Annotated in this window: 13 protein-coding genes; 7 read left to right on the forward strand and 6 right to left on the reverse strand. The window is 63.5% G+C overall.

Features of this window, described 5'->3' with window-relative positions:
- Positions 1-6 precede the first annotated feature (6 nt).
- On the forward strand, positions 7-975 hold the full coding sequence (locus ACL9RJ_RS02790) for a terpene synthase family protein (protein ID WP_422764853.1): 969 nt from the start codon (positions 7-9) through the stop codon (positions 973-975).
- A complete protein-coding gene (gene ispC, locus ACL9RJ_RS02795) occupies positions 972-2,150 on the forward strand; it encodes a 1-deoxy-D-xylulose-5-phosphate reductoisomerase (RefSeq protein ID WP_422764939.1) in 1,179 nt (392 codons plus the stop codon). The genes ACL9RJ_RS02790 and ispC overlap by 4 nt, the downstream gene beginning before the upstream one ends.
- Here the strand turns inward: ispC and ACL9RJ_RS02800 are convergent.
- The 5 genes from ACL9RJ_RS02800 to ACL9RJ_RS02820 all read right to left on the reverse strand — a co-directional run bounded on the left by ACL9RJ_RS02800 (position 2,127) and on the right by ACL9RJ_RS02820 (position 10,721).
- A complete protein-coding gene (locus ACL9RJ_RS02800) occupies positions 2,127-4,376 on the reverse strand; it encodes an ATP-dependent DNA helicase (protein ID WP_017127244.1) in 2,250 nt (749 codons plus the stop codon). The genes ispC and ACL9RJ_RS02800 overlap by 24 nt on opposite strands.
- The gene (locus tag ACL9RJ_RS02805; protein ID WP_422764854.1) at positions 4,373-6,025 is read right to left on the reverse strand and encodes a VRR-NUC domain-containing protein; all 1,653 of its coding nucleotides are present in this window, start codon (positions 6,023-6,025) and stop codon (positions 4,373-4,375) included. Before ACL9RJ_RS02805 ends, ACL9RJ_RS02800 begins: the two co-directional genes overlap by 4 nt.
- A gap of 105 nt (positions 6,026-6,130) precedes the next feature.
- Positions 6,131-7,597, reverse strand: coding sequence for a PLP-dependent aminotransferase family protein (locus ACL9RJ_RS02810; RefSeq protein ID WP_422764855.1), 1,467 nt, complete (start codon positions 7,595-7,597; stop codon positions 6,131-6,133).
- Between the two features lie 11 nt (positions 7,598-7,608).
- On the reverse strand, positions 7,609-9,099 hold the full coding sequence (locus ACL9RJ_RS02815) for a hypothetical protein (RefSeq protein ID WP_422764856.1): 1,491 nt from the start codon (positions 9,097-9,099) through the stop codon (positions 7,609-7,611).
- 599 nt (positions 9,100-9,698) lie between these two features.
- Positions 9,699-10,721, reverse strand: a complete 1,023-nt coding sequence (locus tag ACL9RJ_RS02820; RefSeq protein WP_017127248.1) for a zinc-dependent alcohol dehydrogenase family protein — start codon at positions 10,719-10,721, stop codon at positions 9,699-9,701.
- Between the two features lie 312 nt (positions 10,722-11,033).
- Here ACL9RJ_RS02820 and ACL9RJ_RS02825 point away from each other — a divergent pair, with 312 nt between their 5' ends.
- Both ACL9RJ_RS02825 and ACL9RJ_RS02830 read left to right on the forward strand, forming a co-directional pair.
- Positions 11,034-11,948 (forward strand): LysR family transcriptional regulator, encoded by a 915-nt coding sequence (locus tag ACL9RJ_RS02825; RefSeq protein WP_017127249.1) that lies wholly within the window; start codon positions 11,034-11,036, stop codon positions 11,946-11,948.
- Positions 11,949-11,982: 34 nt separating this feature from the next.
- Positions 11,983-12,606 carry an HAD family hydrolase gene (locus ACL9RJ_RS02830; RefSeq protein WP_177117874.1) on the forward strand — a complete coding sequence of 208 codons (624 nt, stop codon included), beginning with the start codon at positions 11,983-11,985 and terminating at the stop codon, positions 12,604-12,606.
- 9 nt (positions 12,607-12,615) lie between these two features.
- Here the strand turns inward: ACL9RJ_RS02830 and gltS are convergent, their stop codons facing one another.
- Entirely contained in the window at positions 12,616-13,833 is a 1,218-nt protein-coding gene (gltS, locus tag ACL9RJ_RS02835) for a sodium/glutamate symporter (RefSeq protein ID WP_177117875.1), read from the reverse strand.
- 403 nt (positions 13,834-14,236) lie between these two features.
- Here gltS and mexE point away from each other — a divergent pair, with 403 nt between their 5' ends.
- The 3 genes from mexE to ACL9RJ_RS02850 are packed head-to-tail and all read left to right on the forward strand — an operon-like array spanning position 14,237 to position 20,106.
- Entirely contained in the window at positions 14,237-15,493 is a 1,257-nt protein-coding gene (gene mexE / locus ACL9RJ_RS02840; protein WP_177082375.1) for a multidrug efflux RND transporter periplasmic adaptor subunit MexE, read from the forward strand.
- A 12-nt stretch (positions 15,494-15,505) separates the two neighbouring features.
- Positions 15,506-18,685, forward strand: a complete 3,180-nt coding sequence (locus tag ACL9RJ_RS02845) for an efflux RND transporter permease subunit (protein ID WP_177082373.1) — start codon at positions 15,506-15,508, stop codon at positions 18,683-18,685.
- Complete coding sequence (locus ACL9RJ_RS02850) at positions 18,682-20,106, forward strand: efflux transporter outer membrane subunit (RefSeq protein WP_103032951.1); 1,425 nt, start codon at positions 18,682-18,684, stop codon at positions 20,104-20,106. Before ACL9RJ_RS02845 ends, ACL9RJ_RS02850 begins: the two co-directional genes overlap by 4 nt.
- Positions 20,107-20,236 lie beyond the last annotated feature (130 nt).

Genomic DNA, 20,236 nt, shown 5'->3' on the forward strand with positions numbered 1-20,236 from the left:
CTCACCATGCCAGGCTCACGCTCGACATTACCGCGGCACCTGCAGCAGGTGATCGAAACCCTTCCCCACGACGAAGTGCGGGTCAATCCCCATGCGCCTTTGGCTGAGGTCGAGGCCATGCGCTGGGTGCAGCGTTTCCGCCTGGCCAGGGGGGATGAAGCACTCGAGCGCTTCAAACGGATCAAGTGCGGCGCATTCGCCGGGCATACCTATCCCCACGCTCCGCCAGAAAAGGTAATCCTGGGGGCGGAATTGATCGGCTGGTTATTTCTCTTCGACGACCAATATGGCGAGGGCCAGGAGGCCATCACGATGGCACGGGTTTTCGACAGTTGCATGGAAACCCTCAGGACCGGGCAACCGCCTCTCCTTGAGCCTTTGCCATTCCACGGCGCATTGGCTGACCTGAACGCACGTTTTTCAACACTGGGCCAACCTCTTTGGCAAAGGCTGTTCGCGCAGAGCATGGGGGCCTATTTCAGCGGTTGTCTGTTCGAACTGCCCTACCGCCAATCGGGGCTCTGCCCGACCCTGGACGCTTATATCCGACTACGCACCTGGTCCATCGGCGCACTGCCGGTGTTTGATCTGATCCTGCTGGAAATGAACCCTCTGCCCTTGCCGCTTCGCGCGCCGCTGATCGCGTTCCGCGAACACTGCGCACAACTGACCGCTTGGGTCAACGATCTGCACTCGTACACCAAGGAGACCGCCAGTCACGACCCGCTGAATCTGGTGGCGGTGCTCCAGCAGGAACGGCAACTGCTCCTGGAGGATGCGTTACTCGCCGCGGTCGATCTGTATCGACAAGGCCTGGCGACCATGTCCGACCTGGCTTGGAGCATCCAGGCTTCGCCTCATTGCACCCCGCAGGAAAAGGCCCTGGTCCAAGGCACCATCGACTGGGTTCATGGCAATACCGCCTGGACCCGCCTATCCGGCCGTTACTATCCCCAAGGCCATCAGGAGTCCTGATCATGCCGCAACGTCTTGCACTCCTGGGGGCCACCGGCTCCATCGGCGACAGCACCCTGGATCTGGTGGCGCGGCATCCCGAGCACTTTTCCGTGTTCGCCCTGACCGCGCACCACAATATCGACAAGCTGTGCCGGCTGTGCCTGGCCTTCAGGCCCGAAGTCGCCGTCGTTGCCGATGAAGCCGCGGCCGCGCGCCTGTCGGCGTGGCTGCTGGCGCTGGGACAGGACACCGAGGTGCTGCATGGGCCGCAGGCGCTGGTCGACGTGGCCCGGGCCAGCCAATGCGACACCGTGGTCGCGGCCATTGTCGGTGGCGCCGGGTTGGCCCCGACGCTGGCCGCCGCCAAGGCCGGCAAGCGCATCCTCCTGGCCAACAAGGAAGCGCTGGTGATGTCCGGCGCGCTGTTGATGGCGAGTGTTGCCGCGTCGACAGCGCAACTGCTGCCGGTCGACAGCGAACACAATGCCATCTTCCAATGCCTGTCGAGCCACCCCGAAGTCCGTCCCGAACGCCTGATCCTCACCGCTTCCGGCGGGCCTTTCCTGACCCGGCCGCTGGAAACCCTGGGCAGCGTCACCCCCGACCAGGCCTGCGCCCATCCGAAGTGGCGCATGGGGCGCAAGATCTCGGTGGACTGCGCGACCATGATGAACAAGGGCCTGGAGGTGATCGAGGCGCGCTGGCTGTTCGCCATGCCCGCCGAGCGGATCGAGGTGCTGATTCATCCGCAAAGCATCGTGCACTCGATGGTGGTGTATGCCGACCAGTCGGTACTGGCGCAACTGGGCAATCCCGATATGCGCACGCCTATCGCCCAGGCCCTGGCCTATCCACGGCGTATCGACTCCGGCGTCGACCCGCTGGACCTGACGCGTTGCGAGCCGCTGGTCTTTGCCGGCCCGGACCTGGTGCGATTCCCCTGCCTGCGCCTGGCCCTGGAGGTGGCGCGGGACGGTTGTGCACTCAGCGTGGTGCTCAATGCCGCCAATGAAGTGGCGGTGGCGGCTTTTCTCGCGGGTGCGCTGACCTTCAACGATATCACCCGCGTGGTCTCGCAAACCCTGGAACAGACCGCCTCGGTGGCCTGCGACAGCCTCGAGGCCATCGAGGACACCGACCGTCAGGCACGTGCCCGCGCGACGCAGCTGTCAGGCCTGCCACCAGCGCGGTAACAACTGGCGGACCCCGGCCTCGGCGAAACGGTCGTCGATCAGCATCACCACGCCGCGATCCTGCTGGCTGCGGATCACCCGCCCCGCCGCCTGCACGACTTTCTGCAGCCCGGGGTACAGGTAGGTGTAGTCATACCCGGAGCCGAACAGCGCCGCCATGCGTTGCTTGATCTGTTCATTGACCGGATTCAGTTGCGGCAGGCCCAGGGTCGCGATAAAGGCGCCGATCAGGCGCTGTCCGGGCAAGTCGATGCCCTCGCCGAAGGCCCCGCCCAGTACCGCGAAGCCGATGCCCTGGCTGTGCTCGGTGAATTGTTCGAGAAAGGCCTGGCGCTGGCCCTCCTCCATGCGCCGTTCCTGTTGCCAGAGCGGAATTCGCGGGTGCCGCTCGGCCAGCAACTGCACCACCTGCTGCAGGTAGTCGAAGCTGCTGAAGAACGCCAGGTAGTTACCGGGGCGCTGCGCGAACTGCCCGGCCAGCAACTCGACGATGGGCGCCAGGGAGGCCTGGCGATGGACGAAGCGCGTGGATATCTCGCTGACGACCCGCAGTTCAAGCTGGTCGCGCCGGAACGGTGACTCGACATCGATCCATGCGGTATCGGCCGGCAGCCCCAGCAGGTCGGCGTAATAATGCCTGGGGCTCAGGGTCGCGGAAAACAGCACGCTGCTGCGGGCGGCAGTCAGCCGTGGGCGGATGAAGGCGGCCGGCACGACATTGCGCAGGCACAGCTGCGACAGGCGTCGCCGGCCGTGCTCACGCAGGCTGATATCGAAAATGAAATGCTCGTCGAACAGCTCCCCGACCCGGGTGAATTGCAGGAGGTCGAAGTAGAACGCCTGGAGTTCGGCATCCACCCCTTGCGGGTGTTCGTTGAGGTAGTCGCCCATGGCCGAGATACACAGGGACATCGCCTGCAGCAGCCGGGTCGGAGCCTGGGCACTGGCCTGGTAGGTCGCGACCTGCTCCTTGTGCAGGGCATTCCACTCGCGGTTGAGCCGTTGCAGCGATTTCTTCAGGGGCTCCGGCGCGTTCTGACGCAACTGGCCGAGGTGGTACTGGTCCAGGCTGGCGCTGTACATCTGACGCCCGCGCTCCACCAGGTTGTGCGCCTCGTCCACCAGCGTCGCCACCCGCCACTGGTTGGCCTGGGCCAGGCCGAACAGCAGTGCGCTGAAGTCGAAGTAGTAGTTGTAGTCGGCGACCACCCAGTCGGCCCAGCGCGCCATTTCCTGGCTCAGGTAATACGGGCAGATGCCGTGGGCCAGGGCGATCTCCCGCAGGGCCTGGCGATCGAGCAGCGCCACGGCGGCCGCGGCCTGGCGCGCGGCCGGCAAACGATCGTAGAAACCCCGCGCCAGTGGGCAGGCATCACCATGACAGGCCTTGTCCGGATGTTCGCAGGCCTTGTCCCGGGCCACCAGTTCCAGCACCCGCAGCGGCAGGCCGGGACTGCTGTCGTGCAGGACCCGCGCCGCATCGAGGGCAAGCTGGCGCCCCGGGGTCTTGGCCGTCAGGAAAAACACCTTGTCCAGTTGCTGTGGCGCCAGGGCCTTGAGCATGGGAAACAGCGTGCCGATGGTCTTGCCGATACCGGTCGGGGCCTGGGCCATCAGGCAGCGACCGGTGCTCACCGCCTTGTAGACCGTTTCCGCCAGGCTGCGCTGGCCGGGGCGGAAATCGCCATGGGGGAACGCCAGCGCCTGCGCCGCCTGGTCACGGGCACTGCGATGGGCCGTTTCCTGGTCGGCCCAGTGCAGGAACAGCGAGCACTGTCGCTCGAAAAAGACCTTGAGGTCGGCCGCCGTCCAGGTTTCGCGCAGCAGGGTCTCCTTTTCGCTGAGAATGTCGAAATACACCAGCGCCAGGTTGATTTCGGCCAACTGCAGGTGCTCGCAGGCCAGCCAGCCGTAGATCCGCGCCTGCGCCCAGTGCAACTGGCGATGGTTGGCCGGCTGGCTGGCGAGATCGCCGCGATAGGTCTTGATTTCCTCCAGCTGGTTTTGCGCCGGGTCATAGCCATCGGCCCGGCCCCTGACCCGCAGACCCAGGTAATGCCCTTCCAGCGCCAGTTCGGCCCGATAGCCCTCGCTACGGCGCGCAGCCACGGTGCGATGCCCGACGATGCCCTCCAGGGCGGTGGGCGACGGGGTGAAGCGCAGGTCCAGGTCGCCGGTCTTGGCGGTGAATTCGCACAGGGCGCGCACGGCAACGCTGTAGCTCAAGTGACCGGCTCCGACCATTGCACATGGCACACGGCGACCGGCATCTGGTGCTGGTGACAGAATTCCAGCCAGCGCAGCTGGTTGTCCTGCAGGCGATCGCCCGGCCCTTTCACCTCGATCATCCGATAGGTCTTCTGCGCCGGCCAGAACTGGATCAGGTCGGGCATGCCGGCACGGTTGGCCCTGATATCCAGCAGCAGGCGTTCGAACCAGTGTTTCAGGTGAATCGCCGGCAGGCATTCCAGGGCCTGCTCCAGCAACTCCCCGGTCAGCACGTTCCAGAAGACAAAGGGCGATTGCAGCCCCCATTTAGCGACAAAGGTGCTGCGAATGGTCTGTTTGTAGCGCTGGTCCGTCAGTTGCTCCAGGCATTGGGCAAACAGCTCGGCCCGGCGCTGGTGGAAATCTTCGCTGTGCAGGTCGGCCGGCCCGCTCTGGAACGGATGGAAAAACGCGCCCGGCAGCGGCGCGAAGATCGCCGGCCAGCACAGCAGGCCGAACAATGAGTTGATCAGGGTATTTTCCACGAAGTATACCGGTGCCTGCGCTTCGTGCAGGTGCCGGGCCACCCGTTGCTCGACCGACTCATCCGGTTCATGGACCAGGCTGAAATCCAGCCGTGTCACCGGCGTCGGCGCCTGGCGCGCCAGCGCCGGCAACCCGAGCCGGCGTCGCAGCCGTGGCAGGATCCGTTGCAGGTGCTGTTGTTCCTCGGCACTTTCCGGCGCCGCCTCGGCCGCGCCGGCCAGCGCCATGGCCTGCTCATGCTCGCCGAGGCGTTCCAGGACCCGGATGCTGCGCAGGCGCGCGCCGGGGTACTGGCACCCGCCGTAGATCGCCAGGGCGCCGGACAGGTCCTCCAGGCGCTCGCTGTATTGTCCCAGCTGAAACAGCAGCTTGCCCCGCCGCCGCTCCAGCCAGGGGTTGTCGGTCTGCAACTGCCGGATATGCGCCAGCACCCGGGTAATCTCCACTCCCGCCTCCAGGGCTTCGCGGGCCGTATGCAGGTGCAGGTAGCCGTCCACGTCGGCACGGCTGCGCAAGCCACGGGACTCGGCGCAGAACTCGACCTTTTCATAGCTGAAGATGCCCAGGTCGGCCAGCACGAACTCCGACCAGTCCTGATAGAGATTGCCGAAGAACATCAGCCGCAGGCGGTCGCACAGCGCCATGACCTGCAGGCTGTAGAGCCGGTCGGGGAGTTGCGGGCACCACTGGGCAAACGACCGTTGCTCGTCGGCGAACCGCGCGGCAAGGGCATCCCGCAGGTCACCCTTCCTGGCCCTGGGTTGCGTGATGACGGTCGCGAAGGCCTGCACGACCTCGGCCTTCTGCAATACCGCGAACAAGGCGTCCAACGTCAACGGGCTATCGTCGCGGACCCAACCCAGGGCCAGCAGGGGCAACACCGCCGCGTCGCTGCCGCCGATTTCCCCATAATTCAACTTGCTGGCGCGAAAGTGCTCGCCCTTGCGCATCACCATGCGCACCAACAGCGCCCGGGAAACCTTGGGCAAGCGTGAGAACTCGTCGATGAACGCCTGCTCCTGCTCGCTCAGCAGGTCGGCATAACGCTGGGCCAGCCAGTCGAGCACGCGCTGGAAGTTGTTCAGGTAATAAAACGGATCGTCGAGGGGCTGAGTTGTCACGGGCGGGAAGGACCACGGTTATCGAATGCTGGTTATGCATACAGATAACAGCCCTCCCCGCGCCTGGCAAACACAATTGGACAAAAGGCCTGTCGGGCGCCGAGGTCAGGGGCTCGACTCCAGGCGCAAGGCATCGGCCAACGTCCCCAGGGCCTGCTCCAGATGGCGATGACCGTTGGAGGTGGTGCTCAGGCGCAGGCAATCGCGGTGCAGCCCGTGCAGGCTGAACAATTCGCCGGGGGCCATGACGATCTTCTGCTCCAGCAAGCGCTCGAATACCTTGCGCATGTCCGTCGAGCGCGTGGCCCGGGCCCAGACGGTCGCACCGCCCTGGGGCGGGATGAAATCCAGGCTGTCGGCCAGGCGCTCGCGCAACAGCTGGCTGACCTGCAGCACGCGTTCGTTGAGCAACCGCCGCAGCGTGGCCAGGTGCTGGTCGATACGCCCGCTGCTGTACAGGCGGGCAATCGCCTTCTGCCGCGTCGGCGACATACGGAACGAGCGCAGCAGGAAATGCCGCTGCAACTCCACGCCGAGATGCCGGGACAACAGGTAGCCGAATGGCGCTTCGCACCCCATGAAGCGCTCGAAACTAGCGAACACCAGCAGGCGATCCGGGTCGACCAGATCACGCATGCACACGCCCCCGGCCTGGAAGGCCAGTTCGCCATGGCTGTCGTTCTCCAGCAGCCAGACACCGAAATGCTCCAGCAACCGGGCGATCTGCTGGCGCTGCTCCAGGGGCATCAGGCTGCCGTGGGGCATATTGATCCGCGAAGACATCAGCAGCAGCTTGACCGACTGCGTGCGCAGCAGGTGTTCAAGTCCCGCCAGGTCAAAGGCGCCCTGCCCATCCAGGGGCAATTCGATCACATTCACCCCGCCGGCCTGCAACAACCGCAGGATCACCCAGTCGCAAGGCGATTCCACCAGGACCGTCGCCTGCTTCAGGGACAGCGCCGCCATCAGGGTTTCCAGCACACTGCGCAGGTCGGCGCCGATATAGACGTCGTCGGCATGCCAGTAGCGCTGCGCCGAGGTGGTGTAGCGCACCGCCAGTGCCGTGCGCAGCTCCAGTTCGCCAAACGGCTGGAACTGCGGCTGCTGCTGTCGGGGATACTGGCGCACCAGTTCCCGTTCCAGCAGCAACAGCGGATTGTCCAGCGACAGCAGCAAGGCCGGTTCATCGCTGCCCAGCACCAGCGTGCCGGGGCGGCGCGAATGCACATACATCTGCTCCAGCAGGTCGGCACCGCCGCTGACGAACGCGTTGCTGGAAACCGGCAGCGCGTAATAGCCCGACTTGGCCTGGGAATAGACCCGGCCCTCCTTCTCCAGCAGGGAGTAGGCGTACTGGATGGTCGAAATCGACACGTTCAGCCGTTCGGCCAGGTGCCGCAACGAGGGCAGCTTGACCCGCGCATCGGTTTCCACCTCGTTGATCAGGCTGACCAGGTAGCGGTAGACCGACTGATAGGCGAAGTCCGAGTGCTTGCGTCCTCTGACCGTTCGTGGAACCGCGCCGGGCTCGGTGGGGGTCGAACCGGGTTCGGAAGTTTCTGAAGCTATCAATACCAATCCTTTTAACGTCCCGACAGGACTTCTTTGCAGACTTCACCGTTGTCGGGATTGATGATGTCAACCCGGTGTTTATCCGGATCGCTGGCCCGCACCCGGGCAATCAGCGAGACAGCGGTGCTGAAATCGACCCGGGTCTTCTGATAGAGGTCCTGCAACAGTTCGAGTGTCAGGCCGCTGACGTCCGTCAGCCACTGCTCGATCTGTTCGTTGCCCGGTTGCGCCGACAAGACCCGGTGCAGGTCCGGCAAGGCCACCAGCATGCCCGGATGACACTGGCGCAGGAAAAGCTCCAGGCCACGCCCCTGGTTGACGAACGGCGCGAACAGCAGGCAGATCAGTTGTTCTTCGCGCAGGCCATAGGCTTCCTGGGCGTAAACCCCGGCCAGGGCCCTGCGGTTGAGGAGTTTTTCCGGGGTGTCGTAGGCGGCCACGGCCTGCTCGATCAGGCGCGTCGACATGAGTTTCTTGCGCATCATCACCACGGCCAGTTGCAGGTACTCGGTGATGCCCGCCTGGTAGCTCAGGCCCCGGACGTATTGCGCCTGCAAGCCGCGCATATGCGCCATGAGCAAGGGGTTGGCGCAATCCGACTCGCTGAAGTGGAAGGCCAGGTCGTCGAAGCGGAAACCGAGGAATTCGGTCAGCAACGGCCAGCGCTGCTCGATGTTGCTGCCCACCAGGTCATAGACGCTCAACAGCATCGGCGTGCTGGCGTGGCCGATGGCCGGTCCCGGCGGTTGCGCCGGGGTATCGCCATAAAGCTCGCGATAATAGTCCAGGCTCAGCTCGTTGCAGGTCCGCACGGCTTCATCGAACTCCAGTGGACCTGCGCCCTGGCGGTTGCGGTCGGGACGTTCGGTCGAGCGCAGCAGCCAGGTCAGGTACTGCTTCTGCTCCCGGGGCGGGTCGCCGATGACCAGCGCACTGATGCCCTTGTCCCAGGCACTGGCACGCTCATGGAAATCCGCCATCGACAGGTAGCAGCTGTTGCAGAACGTCGCCCGGCCATCCCCTGCCGTCAGGTGGCCGTTCATCAGCAGGTTGCGCCGGTTGAGGTCGCGGTTGAGGTCGGACATCGGCGTGCGATGGTGAAACGGGCGGACATGTTTATTGTCCACCATCAGCAGTTCCACGCGCGGGTCGTCATAGACGAACAGCGCGCAGTAGCCGCGATGGATATTGTTCATGACGGTGGCGGTCACGCCGGCGTGACGCAGGGTGGCGATACGCAGGTTGAACGTGGCCGGCGAACGCCCGGCGATGCTCAACTGGGCGGCACGCAGGAAAGCCAGCGTATAACTGCTGTCCTTGCCGCCACCATGGGGCACCATGACCTTGAACTCACCGATACGCTCGATGCCGCCCGCGGCCACGATCAAGCGCTGGATCAACAACTGCAGTGCGATACGTTCGGCACGGCTGAAGTAACTCATCAACCGCTGTAGAACCTGTTGATATACATAGTTCATTGCCTGCTCGTGAATAGAGCTCATAGCCTTTACACCTGGATTGGGTTCAGTGTCGGGCAACCGGCGCTCGTCATTATCAACGCGTGCTATGTTCAGGAGCGTATTCGCCGTCCGCTATCGAACAGGTCGAACCACAACAAGAGTATTACCCCAGACCTGTAACATCCACAGCAAGGATAGGTGAGTGTGACCTGAGTCACTGATTGCCGGTCAACTTTGGGAGATCCTTGCGGCGATAAGAACTTCCTAGGAATGTTCTTACACTTACCTACAACTATTGATCACACAAACAAATTCAATGAGAAAGAGCCCCTCACCGTGAGCCCCCTTGTTTGCGCCAACTCCCCGCGAACGCCCTGACTGAAGCTTGTGCAACTGCATCGCACCGGTACAACAACTGAAACTCGACCATGACTCATTCCTTGAGCTGAAAGTTACCCGTTAATTATCAGTGCTTACAGGGCGATTAACAGATACAGAATTTGGAAAAAAACCGGTTCAGTTGGTGAAAGACTCAATTTCCACCGGCAACTTTCGTACAAAAAGTTCAATAATTTGTTGGACAAAATAAAAAGCCCCGTATCAGTCGACTGATACGGGGCTTGATGATTGCGCGGGTTGAATCAGGCGGGATCGACCTGCAATGCCACCCGTCCACGGCATGGACAAGCGTCCATGTAACGATGCGCCTCGACAAACTCGTCGAAAGGAAATGCGCGGATTTCCAGCGGCGGCAGGACACGGTCCGCCGTCAATTGGTTGATGTCCCGCAGTGCCCGTTGCACCGCTGCCTCGTCCTGGACAATGCCCAGTTCCGGCTTGCCGGTGAAGTTGCCGATGCAGTGCACGAAGAACTGGATGTTCTTCTGGAACGCCGCACAAGCCGGGAATGGCGTCTGGTTGCCACCCTGCAGGCCATAGAGCACCAGGCTGCCACGCGGCGCCAGGACATCGCCGAGCATCGACATCTGCGGCCCGCCGAGGCCGTCGAAGACCATGTCGACGCCACGACCGTCGGTGTACTTGTTGATCTGCATGAGCAGGTCCTGCTCTTCGGTGACGATGACTTTCTCGGCACCCAGGGCAATCAGGAAATCACGCTCTTCGGCAGTCTTGGTCGCGGCGATCACTTTCACGCCCAGGGCCTTGCCCAGTTGCACGAAGGACGGCCCGGCGCAATGGCTGGCGTCGGTGATCAGGGCAAACTGCCCCGGCTTGACCCGCGCCAGGTCGACATAGGCAAAATAGGCGATCAGCAACGGCGTGTAGTGGACACTGGCCTGGACCGGCGTCAGGACATCCGGGTAGCGGGTCAGAGCCGAACGCGGCAGGACGATCAGTTCACCGTATACCGGGTAGTCGTTGGGGCTCTGTGCCGGGAAGCTGGCGACCTTGTCACCGATCGACAGATCGTCCACGCCATCACCGACGGCCGTGACCACACCGGCCATTTCATGACCGATACCGGCCGGCAGGCGGGCATGGGACGACGCCAGGTTCTGCCGCCAGAGGACGTCATACCAGCTGATGCCAATCGCTTCGACACGCACCTGCACTTCGCCCGGTGCAGGCAGAGTGGCCGTATGCTCTTCGCATTTGAGCACCTCGGCCGGACCAAACTTGTGAAAACGGATCGTGCGTGACATCGCAAACCTCGCCAAATGAACCTCTAATGACACGAACTCTATCCGGGCTTTCCCCTGAAGACTATCCGTGCCCATTAATAGTCGACATGCCTGTCATTGATTGGGGGGGCATTGTACACAATGTCGGCAAGCGGGGCTGAAGACGGCAGGAAAGGCGGTTTTTTCCCGCAGGAAAAAAACCGGACCCCGGGTTTCAGCGGCTGCCATGGCCCTGACTCATAAAAGGAAAGTTCATTTTTCCAGTGCGAATCAGGCGCCTTTGCCCGTAAGATTCACCTCATTCGTTATTGACCGACCTGTGAAGCGAGCCCGATGAACCGTAACGACCTGCGCCGCGTCGATCTGAACCTGCTGATTGTCTTCGAAACCCTGATGCACGAACGGAGCGTAACCCGGGCGGCGGAAAAGCTGTTTCTCGGTCAGCCGGCCATCAGTGCGGCCTTGTCGCGCCTGCGCAGCCTGTTCGATGACCCGCTGTTCGTGCGCACCGGCCGCAGCATGGAGCCTTCGGCCCGTGCCGTGGAGATCTTCGCCCTGCTCTCGCCGGCACTGGATTCGATTTCCACCGCGGTAAGCCGCGCCTCCGAGTTCGACCCGGCGACCAGTACCTCGGTGTTTCGCATCGGCCTGTCCGACGACGTCGAGTTCGCCCTGCTGCCGCAGTTGCTCAAGCGCCTGCGGGCCGAGGCCCCGGGCATCGTGCTGGTGATCCGTCGCGTCAACTACCTGCTGATCCCGGCCAAGCTGGGTTCCGGCGAGATCTCCATCGGGGTCTGCTACACCACCGACCTGCCGGCCAACGCCAAGCGCAAGGTGCTGCGGCGCAGCTCGCCGAAACTGCTGCGCGCCGACAGCATGCCCGGCCCGCTGTCGCTGGACGACTTCTGTGCGCGGCCCCATGCGCTGGTATCCTTTGCCGGCGACCTGAGCGGCTTTATCGATACCGAACTGGAAAAACTCGGTCGCAAGCGGCATGTGGTGCTCGCGGTCCCGCAATTCAACGGCCTGAGCACCCTGATCAGCGGCACCGATATCGTCGCCACCGTGCCGGACTACACCGCCGACGCCCTGACTGCCGCTGGCGGGGTGCGCGCCGAGGACCCGCCGTTGCCGGTGCAGAGTTTCGAACTGCACATGGCCTGGCGCGGTTCCCAGGACAACGACCCGGGCGAACGCTGGTTGCGCTCGCGGATCCAGATGTTCTGCGGGGATCCGGACAGTCTCTGACGCTAAGGTGCTCGCCCACCCATGGAGGATACGCATGACGATTCGCGCAGTGGTTTTCGATTTCGGCGGTGTCTTGTTCGACTGGAGTCCGCAGCACCTGTACCGCCAGCTGATCGCCGATGAACAGGAAAGGCAGTGGTTCCTGGACAATATCTGCACCCAGGAATGGAATACCGAGCAGGACGCCGGCCGCACGCTGGCCGAAGCCACCCGCACCCTGATTGCCCGACACCCGCGACACGAACCCCTGATCCGGGCCTATTACGACCGCTGGCACGAGATGTTGCGCGGGCCGCTGCCCGGCGGCGTGGCTATCCTGGAAGCCTTGCATGAAGCGCGCATGCCGTTGTTCGGCCTGACCAACTGGTCGGCGGAAACCTTTCCCTATGCCCGCGCCAACTATCCCTTCCTGCAGTGCTTCCGTGACATCGTGGTGTCGGGCGAAGTGAAGCAGATCAAGCCCGACGCGCAGATCTACCAGTTGAGCCTGGGCCAGGTTCGCGCGCACCTGCCGGATATCCAGCCGCGAGAGCTGGTGTTTATCGACGATGTCGCGACCAACGTCGAGGCCGCCATCGCCCTCGGCTGGCAAGGTATTCACCACGTGTCCGCAGACGCCACGCAACAGCGCCTGCGTGAACTGGGCGTGCAGTTCTGAAGCGATCCGTCAGGCGACACTGCCGATAAACGGCAATGCCAGATACAGCTTGATCACGATGGCATTGGCGATATCGATAAAAAACGCCCCGACCATGGGCACCACCAGGAAGGCGATCCGCGACGGGCCGTAGCGCTGGGTCACCGCTTGCATGTTGGCGATCGCCGTGGGCGTTGCTCCCAGGCCGAAGCCGCAGTGCCCGGCGGCCAGGGCCACGGCATCGTAGTTGCGGCCCATCACGCGGAAAGTGACGAAGATGGCGAACAGCGCCATCAGTACCGCCTGGGCCGTCAGCAGGATAAAGATCGGCAAGGCCAGCGCCGCCAGGTCCCAGAGTTTCAGCGACATCAGCGCAATGGCCAGGAACAGCGACAGGCTGACATTGCCCAGCACCGATACCTCGCGCTCGAAGACCTCATGCCAGCCCAGCGCCGACAGACCGTTGCGCAAGACCACGCCGACAAACAGCACACAGACGAACGTCGGCAATTCCAGGGCCGTGCCCTTGATCAGATCGCTGAGGAAGGTGCCGGCCAACAGGCTGATGGCAATCAACGCCAGTGTCTCTATAAAGGAGCCCGGCGTGATCATGCGCTCGCGCTCGGGCTGCTCGAAGCCCTTCGGCACGCCCAGGACCACGTTTTCCTGGGCCACCCCCTGGGTCTTTACGCGCTTGAGCAGCAACCTGGCCACCGGTCCCCCGATCAGGCCACCCAAGACCAGGCCGAAGGTCGCCGAGGCCATGGCCAGCTCCGCGGCGGACATCACGCGGTATTGCTCGGCGAACACCGAGCTCCAGGCCGCGCCGGTGCCGTGACCACCCGACAAGGTGATGGAACCGGCCAGCAAGCCCATCAGCGGATCCAGGCCGAGCGCGGCGGCCAGTGACACGCCCAGGGCGTTCTGCACCACCAGCAAGCCGACGACCACCAACAGGAAAGTCCCGAGCACCCGCCCGCCTTTCTTCAGGCTGGTGAAGTCGGCGTTCAACCCGATAGTAGCGAAGAAAGCCAGCATCAACGGAGCCTGCATCGAGGTCTCGAAGCCTACCTTGAAGTCGAACGCTACCCGCAGGAGCAACAGCAACAGCGCCACCACCAGGCCGCCGGCAACGGGTTCGGGAATGTTGTAGGTGCGCAGAAAACCGACGCGGCTACAGAGTCCACGGCCCAGCAGCAACACCAGGGAAGCGGCCACCAGCGTGCCGTAGAAGTCGAGTTGAACCATTATGGAGAATCCTCGGTAATTATTTTTGTCTGCCCCTGCCGCGGGCAAAGTCGGGCCCTCCCGACAAATCGCGTGTCGGGGTCTGAATCAGCATTTCCGTGTGGCTGAATTGTACTGAGCCGTATTGCCAGCGATGTAGGCCGTGTTCCCATCCATCATCGGATAATTCTGAATATTCGGATCGGCCGGCGTAGGATCAGCGCCGTGACGCGCTGTTGCATTCCCGGCAACAGTGATTTGCGCTTTCTGTAATGGATAGGCTGCTAACGGAAGGCGCATGCTAGTGGGCTGGATTCGGTTTGATATCATTCCGGATGATAGTTACCTTCGCTTCATTCGATTCGTGTGCGATCAACGCCCACAGCATGATCCGCCCATCTCAATAGATTGGCGGACTCCCCCCATGGAACAGTCACTTAAACTTTTGCGCTTCCCCCTGGCTGCCCTGGCAGTCGTCGTGATGAGTGCCTGCGGCAAAGCGCCCGTGGCGGCAGGTGGTGCGATGCCGGCAACCAAGGTCAGCGTGGCCAAGGTCATCGAACAGCCCGTCAATGAATGGGACGAGTTCACCGGGCGCCTCGAAGCCCCGGAAACCGTGGAAATCCGCCCGCGGGTTTCCGGCCAGATCGATCAGGTGGCCTTCACCGAAGGTGCGCTGGTCAAGAAAGGCGACCTGCTGTTCCAGATCGACCCCCGCCCCTACCAGGCTGAAGTCCATCGCCTGGAAGCCCAACTGCAGCAGACCCGCGCCACTGCCAGCCGTACCGCCAACGAGGCCGAGCGTGGCAAGCGCCTGCTGACCAGCAACGCGATTTCCGCCGAACTGGCCGACACCCGCACCAGCACCGCCCAGGAATCCAAGGCCGCGGTCGATGCGACCCAGGCGCAACTGGACCTGGCTCGCCTGAACCTGAGCTTCACCCGCGTCACCGCGCCCATCAGCGGCCGTGTCAGCCGTGCCGAAATCACCGCCGGCAACATCGTCACCGCCGATGTCACGCCGTTGACCAGCGTGGTTTCCACCGACAAGGTCTACGCCTACTTCGACGCCGACGAGCGGGTCTACCTCAAGTACACCCAGCTCGCTCGCCAGGGCAAGCGCGGCGCCACCACCCCGGTCTACCTCGGTCTGTCCAACGAAACCGGCAACCCGCACCTGGGCCAGATGAACTTCGTCGACAACCAGGTCAACCCGCGCACCGGCACCATCCGCGGTCGCGCCGTGTTCGACAACACCGACGGCAGCTTCACCCCCGGCCTGTACGCCCGCCTGAAGCTGGTCGGCAGCGGCACCTACGCCGCCGTGCTGATCAACGACGAAGCGGTCGGTACCGACCTGGGCAAGAAGTTCGTGCTGGTGATGGACGCCGACAAGAAGACCGCCTACCGCTCGGTCGAGCTGGGCCCGAAAATCGAAGGTCTGCGGATCGTGCGCAGCGGCCTGAACAAGGATGACACCGTCATCGTCAAAGGCCTGCAACGCGTGCGTCCGGGCTCGCCGGTGGATCCTGAAGTGATCCCGATGGCCAGCAAGGAAACCCTCGCCGCTCTGGCAGAACAACGACAAGCCCTGGAAGCCAGCAACCTGCAGCAGGTTGCGCCGGCCAAAGGCGCTCCGGCCCAGGCTAACAAGCTGGCCGCAGCGACTCCACGCGGTTAAGGGATACACACGATGAATTTTTCCCAGTTCTTCATATCAAGACCGATCTTCGCGGCGGTACTCTCGCTGCTGATCCTGATCGCCGGTGCGATCTCGCTGTTCCAGTTGCCGATCAGCGAATACCCGGAAGTGGTTCCGCCGACCGTGGTGGTACGCGCCAACTTCCCCGGCGCCAACCCCAAGGTCATCGGTGAAACCGTGGCCGCGCCCCTGGAACAGGCCATCACCGGTGTCGAGAACATGCTCTACATGTCCTCGCAGTCCACCGCCGACGGCAAGCTGACCCTGACCATCACCTTCGCCCTGGGCACCGACCTGGACAACGCGCAGGTGCAGGTGCAGAACCGCGTGACCCGGACCGAGCCGAAACTGCCGGTCGAAGTGACCCGTATCGGTATCACCGTCGACAAGGCCTCGCCCGACCTGACCATGGTTGTGCACTTGACCTCGCCGGACAAGCGCTACGACATGCTCTACCTGTCCAACTACGCCTTGCTCAATATCAAGGATGAGCTGGCCCGCCTGGGCGGTGTCGGTGACGTGCAGCTGTTCGGCATGGGCGACTACTCCCTGCGGGTATGGCTCGATCCGAACAAGACCGCCTCGCGCAACCTGACCGCCACCGATGTGGTCAACGCCATTCGCGAGCAGAACCGCCAGGTCGCGGCCGGTCAACTGGGCGCGCCTCCGGCGCCTACCGCCACCAGCTTCCAGATGTCGATCAACGCCCAGGGCCGCCTGGTCTCCGAGGAAGAGTTCGAGAACATCGTGATCCGTGTCGGCGACGACGGCGAAATCACCCGTCTCAAGGACATCGCCCGGGTCGAGCTCGGCTCCAGCCAGTACGCCCTGCGCTCGCTGCTGAACAACCAGCCGGCGGTGGCGATCCCGATCTTCCAGCGTCCAGGCTCCAACGCCATCGAGATTTCCAACGAAGTGCGCGCCAAGATGGCCGAGCTGAAGAAGGACTTCCCCGAAGGCATGGACTTTAGCATCGTCTACGACCCGACCATCTTCGTGCGCGGCTCCATCGAAGCGGTGGTGCACACCCTGTTCGAAGCCCTGATCCTCGTGGTCCTGGTGGTGATCCTGTTCCTGCAGACCTGGCGTGCCTCGATCATTCCGCTGGTCGCCGTACCGGTATCGTTGATCGGTACCTTCGCCATCATGCACATGTTCGGCTTCTCGCTTAACGCGCTGTCGCTGTTCGGCCTGGTACTGGCGATCGGTATCGTGGTGGACGACGCCATCGTGGTGGTGGAAAACGTCGAGCGGAACATCGGCCTGGGCCTCAGCCCGATCGAAGCCACCAAGCGTGCCATGCGCGAAGTGACCGGTCCCATCATCGCCACGGCGCTGGTGCTCTGCGCAGTGTTTATCCCGGCGGCCTTCATCTCCGGCCTGACCGGCCAGTTCTACAAGCAGTTCGCCCTGACCATCGCCATCTCGACCGTGATCTCGGCGTTCAACTCCCTGACCCTGTCGCCGGCCCTGGCCGCGGTATTGCTCAAGGACCACCACGCCCCGAAAGACCGCTTCTCGAAGGTTCTCGACGCGCTGCTGGGTGGCTGGTTGTTCCGTCCGTTCAACCGCTTCTTCGACAAGGCCAGCCATGGTTATGTCGGCACCGTGACCCGTGTCATCCGGGTCAGCGGCGTCGCCCTGGTGCTGTATGCGGGCCTGATGGTCCTGACCTGGCTCGGCTTCTCCAGCACCCCGACCGGCTTCGTGCCAGGCCAGGACAAGCAGTACCTGGTGGCCTTCGCCCAACTGCCGGACGCGGCCAGCCTGGATCGTACCGAAGACGTGATCAAGCGCATGTCCGACCTGGCCCTGAAACAGCCTGGCGTGGAAAGCGCGGTGGCCTTCCCCGGCCTGTCGATCAACGGGTTCACCAACAGCCCGAACGCCGGCATCGTGTTCGTCACCCTCAAGCCGTTCGACGAGCGCAAGGACCCGAGTGAATCGGCCGGCGCCATCGCCGGTGCCTTGAACGGCAAGTTCGCCGGGATCCAGGAAGCCTACATGGCGATCTTCCCGCCACCGCCGGTACAAGGCCTGGGCACCATCGGCGGGTTCCGACTGCAGATCGAAGACCGGGGCAACCTGGGCTATGAAGAGCTGTACAAGGAAACGATGAACATCATCACCAAGAGCCGCAGCGTGCCGGAGCTGGCCGGGTTGTTCACCAGCTACACCGTCAACGTGCCGCAGGTGGATGCCGCCATCGACCGCGAGAAGGCCAAGACCCACGGCGTGGCCGTCAGTGACATCTTCGACACCCTGCAGGTCTACCTGGGTTCGCTGTATGCCAACGACTTCAACCGCTTCGGTCGCACCTATCAGGTCAACGTCCAGGCCGAACAGCAGTTCCGCCTCGAGTCCGACCAGATCGGCCAGCTGAAAGTGCGCAACAACAAGGGCGAGATGATCCCGCTGGCGACCTTCATCAAGGTCAGCGACACCTCCGGGCCGGACCGCGTGATGCACTACAACGGCTTCATCACCGCCGAAATCAACGGCGCCGCGGCACCGGGCTACAGCTCCGGCCAGGCCCAGGCGGCCATCGAGAAACTGCTGAAGGACGAACTGCCCAACGGCATGACCTACGAGTGGACCGACCTGACCTACCAGCAGATCCTCTCGGGCAATACCGCACTGCTGGTGTTCCCGCTCTGCGTCCTGCTGGCGTTCCTGGTACTGGCGGCACTGTATGAAAGCTGGAGCCTGCCGCTGGCGGTCATCCTGATCGTACCGATGACCCTGCTGTCGGCGATTGCCGGGGTGATTGCCTCCGGTGGCGACAACAACATCTTCACCCAGATCGGCTTGATCGTACTGGTGGGCCTGGCGTGCAAGAACGCGATCCTGATCGTCGAGTTCGCCAAGGACAAGCAGGAAGAAGGCCTCGATCCGCTGAGCGCGGTACTGGAAGCCTGCCGCCTGCGTCTGCGGCCGATCCTGATGACCTCCGTCGCGTTCATCATGGGTGTGGTCCCCCTGGTGTTCTCCAGCGGTGCCGGTGCCGAGATGCGTCATGCCATGGGTGTGGCGGTGTTCTCCGGGATGCTCGGCGTGACCTTCTTCGGTCTGCTGCTGACCCCTGTGTTCTATGTATTGATCCGCCGCTCTGTCGAGCGTAGTGAAGCTCGCAAGGCAGCCCGGGCCCTCAAGCTGGAGGCGCAACAATGAGCAGTATGAAGGCCTTTCTCCCGAGCCTGCTGGTACTGGCGCTGAGCGCCTGTGCCGTCGGCCCGGACTACAAGACTCCTGACACGGCGGCGGCGAACATCACCGCCGCCACCGATGGCAGCGCCGGCCAGAAGAATTTCGACCGCGCCCGCTTCGAAGGTATCTGGTGGCAGCAGTTCGACGATCCGACCCTCAACAAGCTGGTGACCCAGTCCCTGGCCGGCAACCGTGAGTTGCGCGTCGCCTTCGCCCGCCTGAAAGCGGCACGGGCGATCCGCGATGACGTCAGCGATGACGCCATGCCGACCATCACCAGCCGTGCCAGTGCCGATCTGGGCAAGGGCCAGGTACCGGGCCAGACCGAGAGCCGGGTCAATAGCGAACGCTATGACCTGGGCCTGGACATGGCCTGGGAGGTCGACCTGTTCGGCCGTATCCAGCGCAGCCTGGAAGCCGCCGACGCCGACCAGCAGTCGGCCGAAGCCGATCTGTACCAGTTGCAGGTGACCATGATTGCCGAGCTGGTGGATGCCTACGGGCAACTGCGCGGTGCGCAATTGCGGGAAAAGATCGCCCTGGCCAACCTGAGGAACCAGCAGGAATCCAAGGGCATCACCGAAAGCCTGCGTGACGCCGGGGTCGGCGACCAGCTCGATGTGGTCCGTGCCGATGCCCGCCTCGCGGCGGTCGAAGCCAGCGTGCCGCAACTGCAGGCCGAACAGGTCCGCGAGCGCAATCGCATCGCTACCCTGCTCGGCGAGCGCCCGGATACGCTGTCGGTGGACTTGAGTCCGAAGGACCTGCCGGCGATCTCAAAGGCCCTGGCCATCGGCAATCCGGGTGAGCTGCTGCAACGCCGTCCGGATATCCTCAGTGCCGAGCGCAAGCTGGCCGCCGCCACCGCGCGGATCGGCGTGGCCAAGGCCGACCTGTTCCCACGGGTCAGCCTCAGCGGCTTCCTCGGTTTTACCGCCGGACGGGGTTCGCAGATCGGCTCGTCGGCCGCCAATGCCTGGGCCCTTGGCCCGAGCATCACCTGGCCGGCGTTCAACCTGGGCAGCGTGCGGGCCCGCCTGCGCGGCGCCAATGCCGAAGCCGAAGGCGCCCTGGCTACCTACGAGCAGCAAGTGCTGCTGGCCCTGGAAGAATCGCAGAACGCCTTCAGTGACTACGGCAAGCGTCAGCAACGCCTGATCTCGCTGATCCGCCAGAGCGAGTCGAGCCGCACCGCCGCCGACCTGGCCGCGATCCGCTACCGCGAAGGCACCGTGGACTTCCTGGTACTGCTCGATGCCCAGCGCGAACGCCTGGCCGCCGAAGACAGCCAGGCCCAGGCCGAGACCGACCTGTATCGCGGCATCGTCGCGATCTACAAGGCCCTGGGTGGCGGCTACGCGCCGCAGACCGTCGCCAGCAACTGATTCAAACTCTCCTGGTTGGATGCCCCTCCAACCGCTTCGGCCCCGCGCCCCTTCGGTCGCGGGGCTTTTTTTCGTCCACGAATAACACCCGGCGATAGTGTTACAAGATATTTCATCAGCTTCGAAATGC

Origin of the sequence: Pseudomonas sp. Mn2068, assembly GCF_049319725.1 — a bacterium.
Classification (GTDB): Bacteria; Pseudomonadota; Gammaproteobacteria; order Pseudomonadales; family Pseudomonadaceae; genus Aquipseudomonas; species Aquipseudomonas gingeri.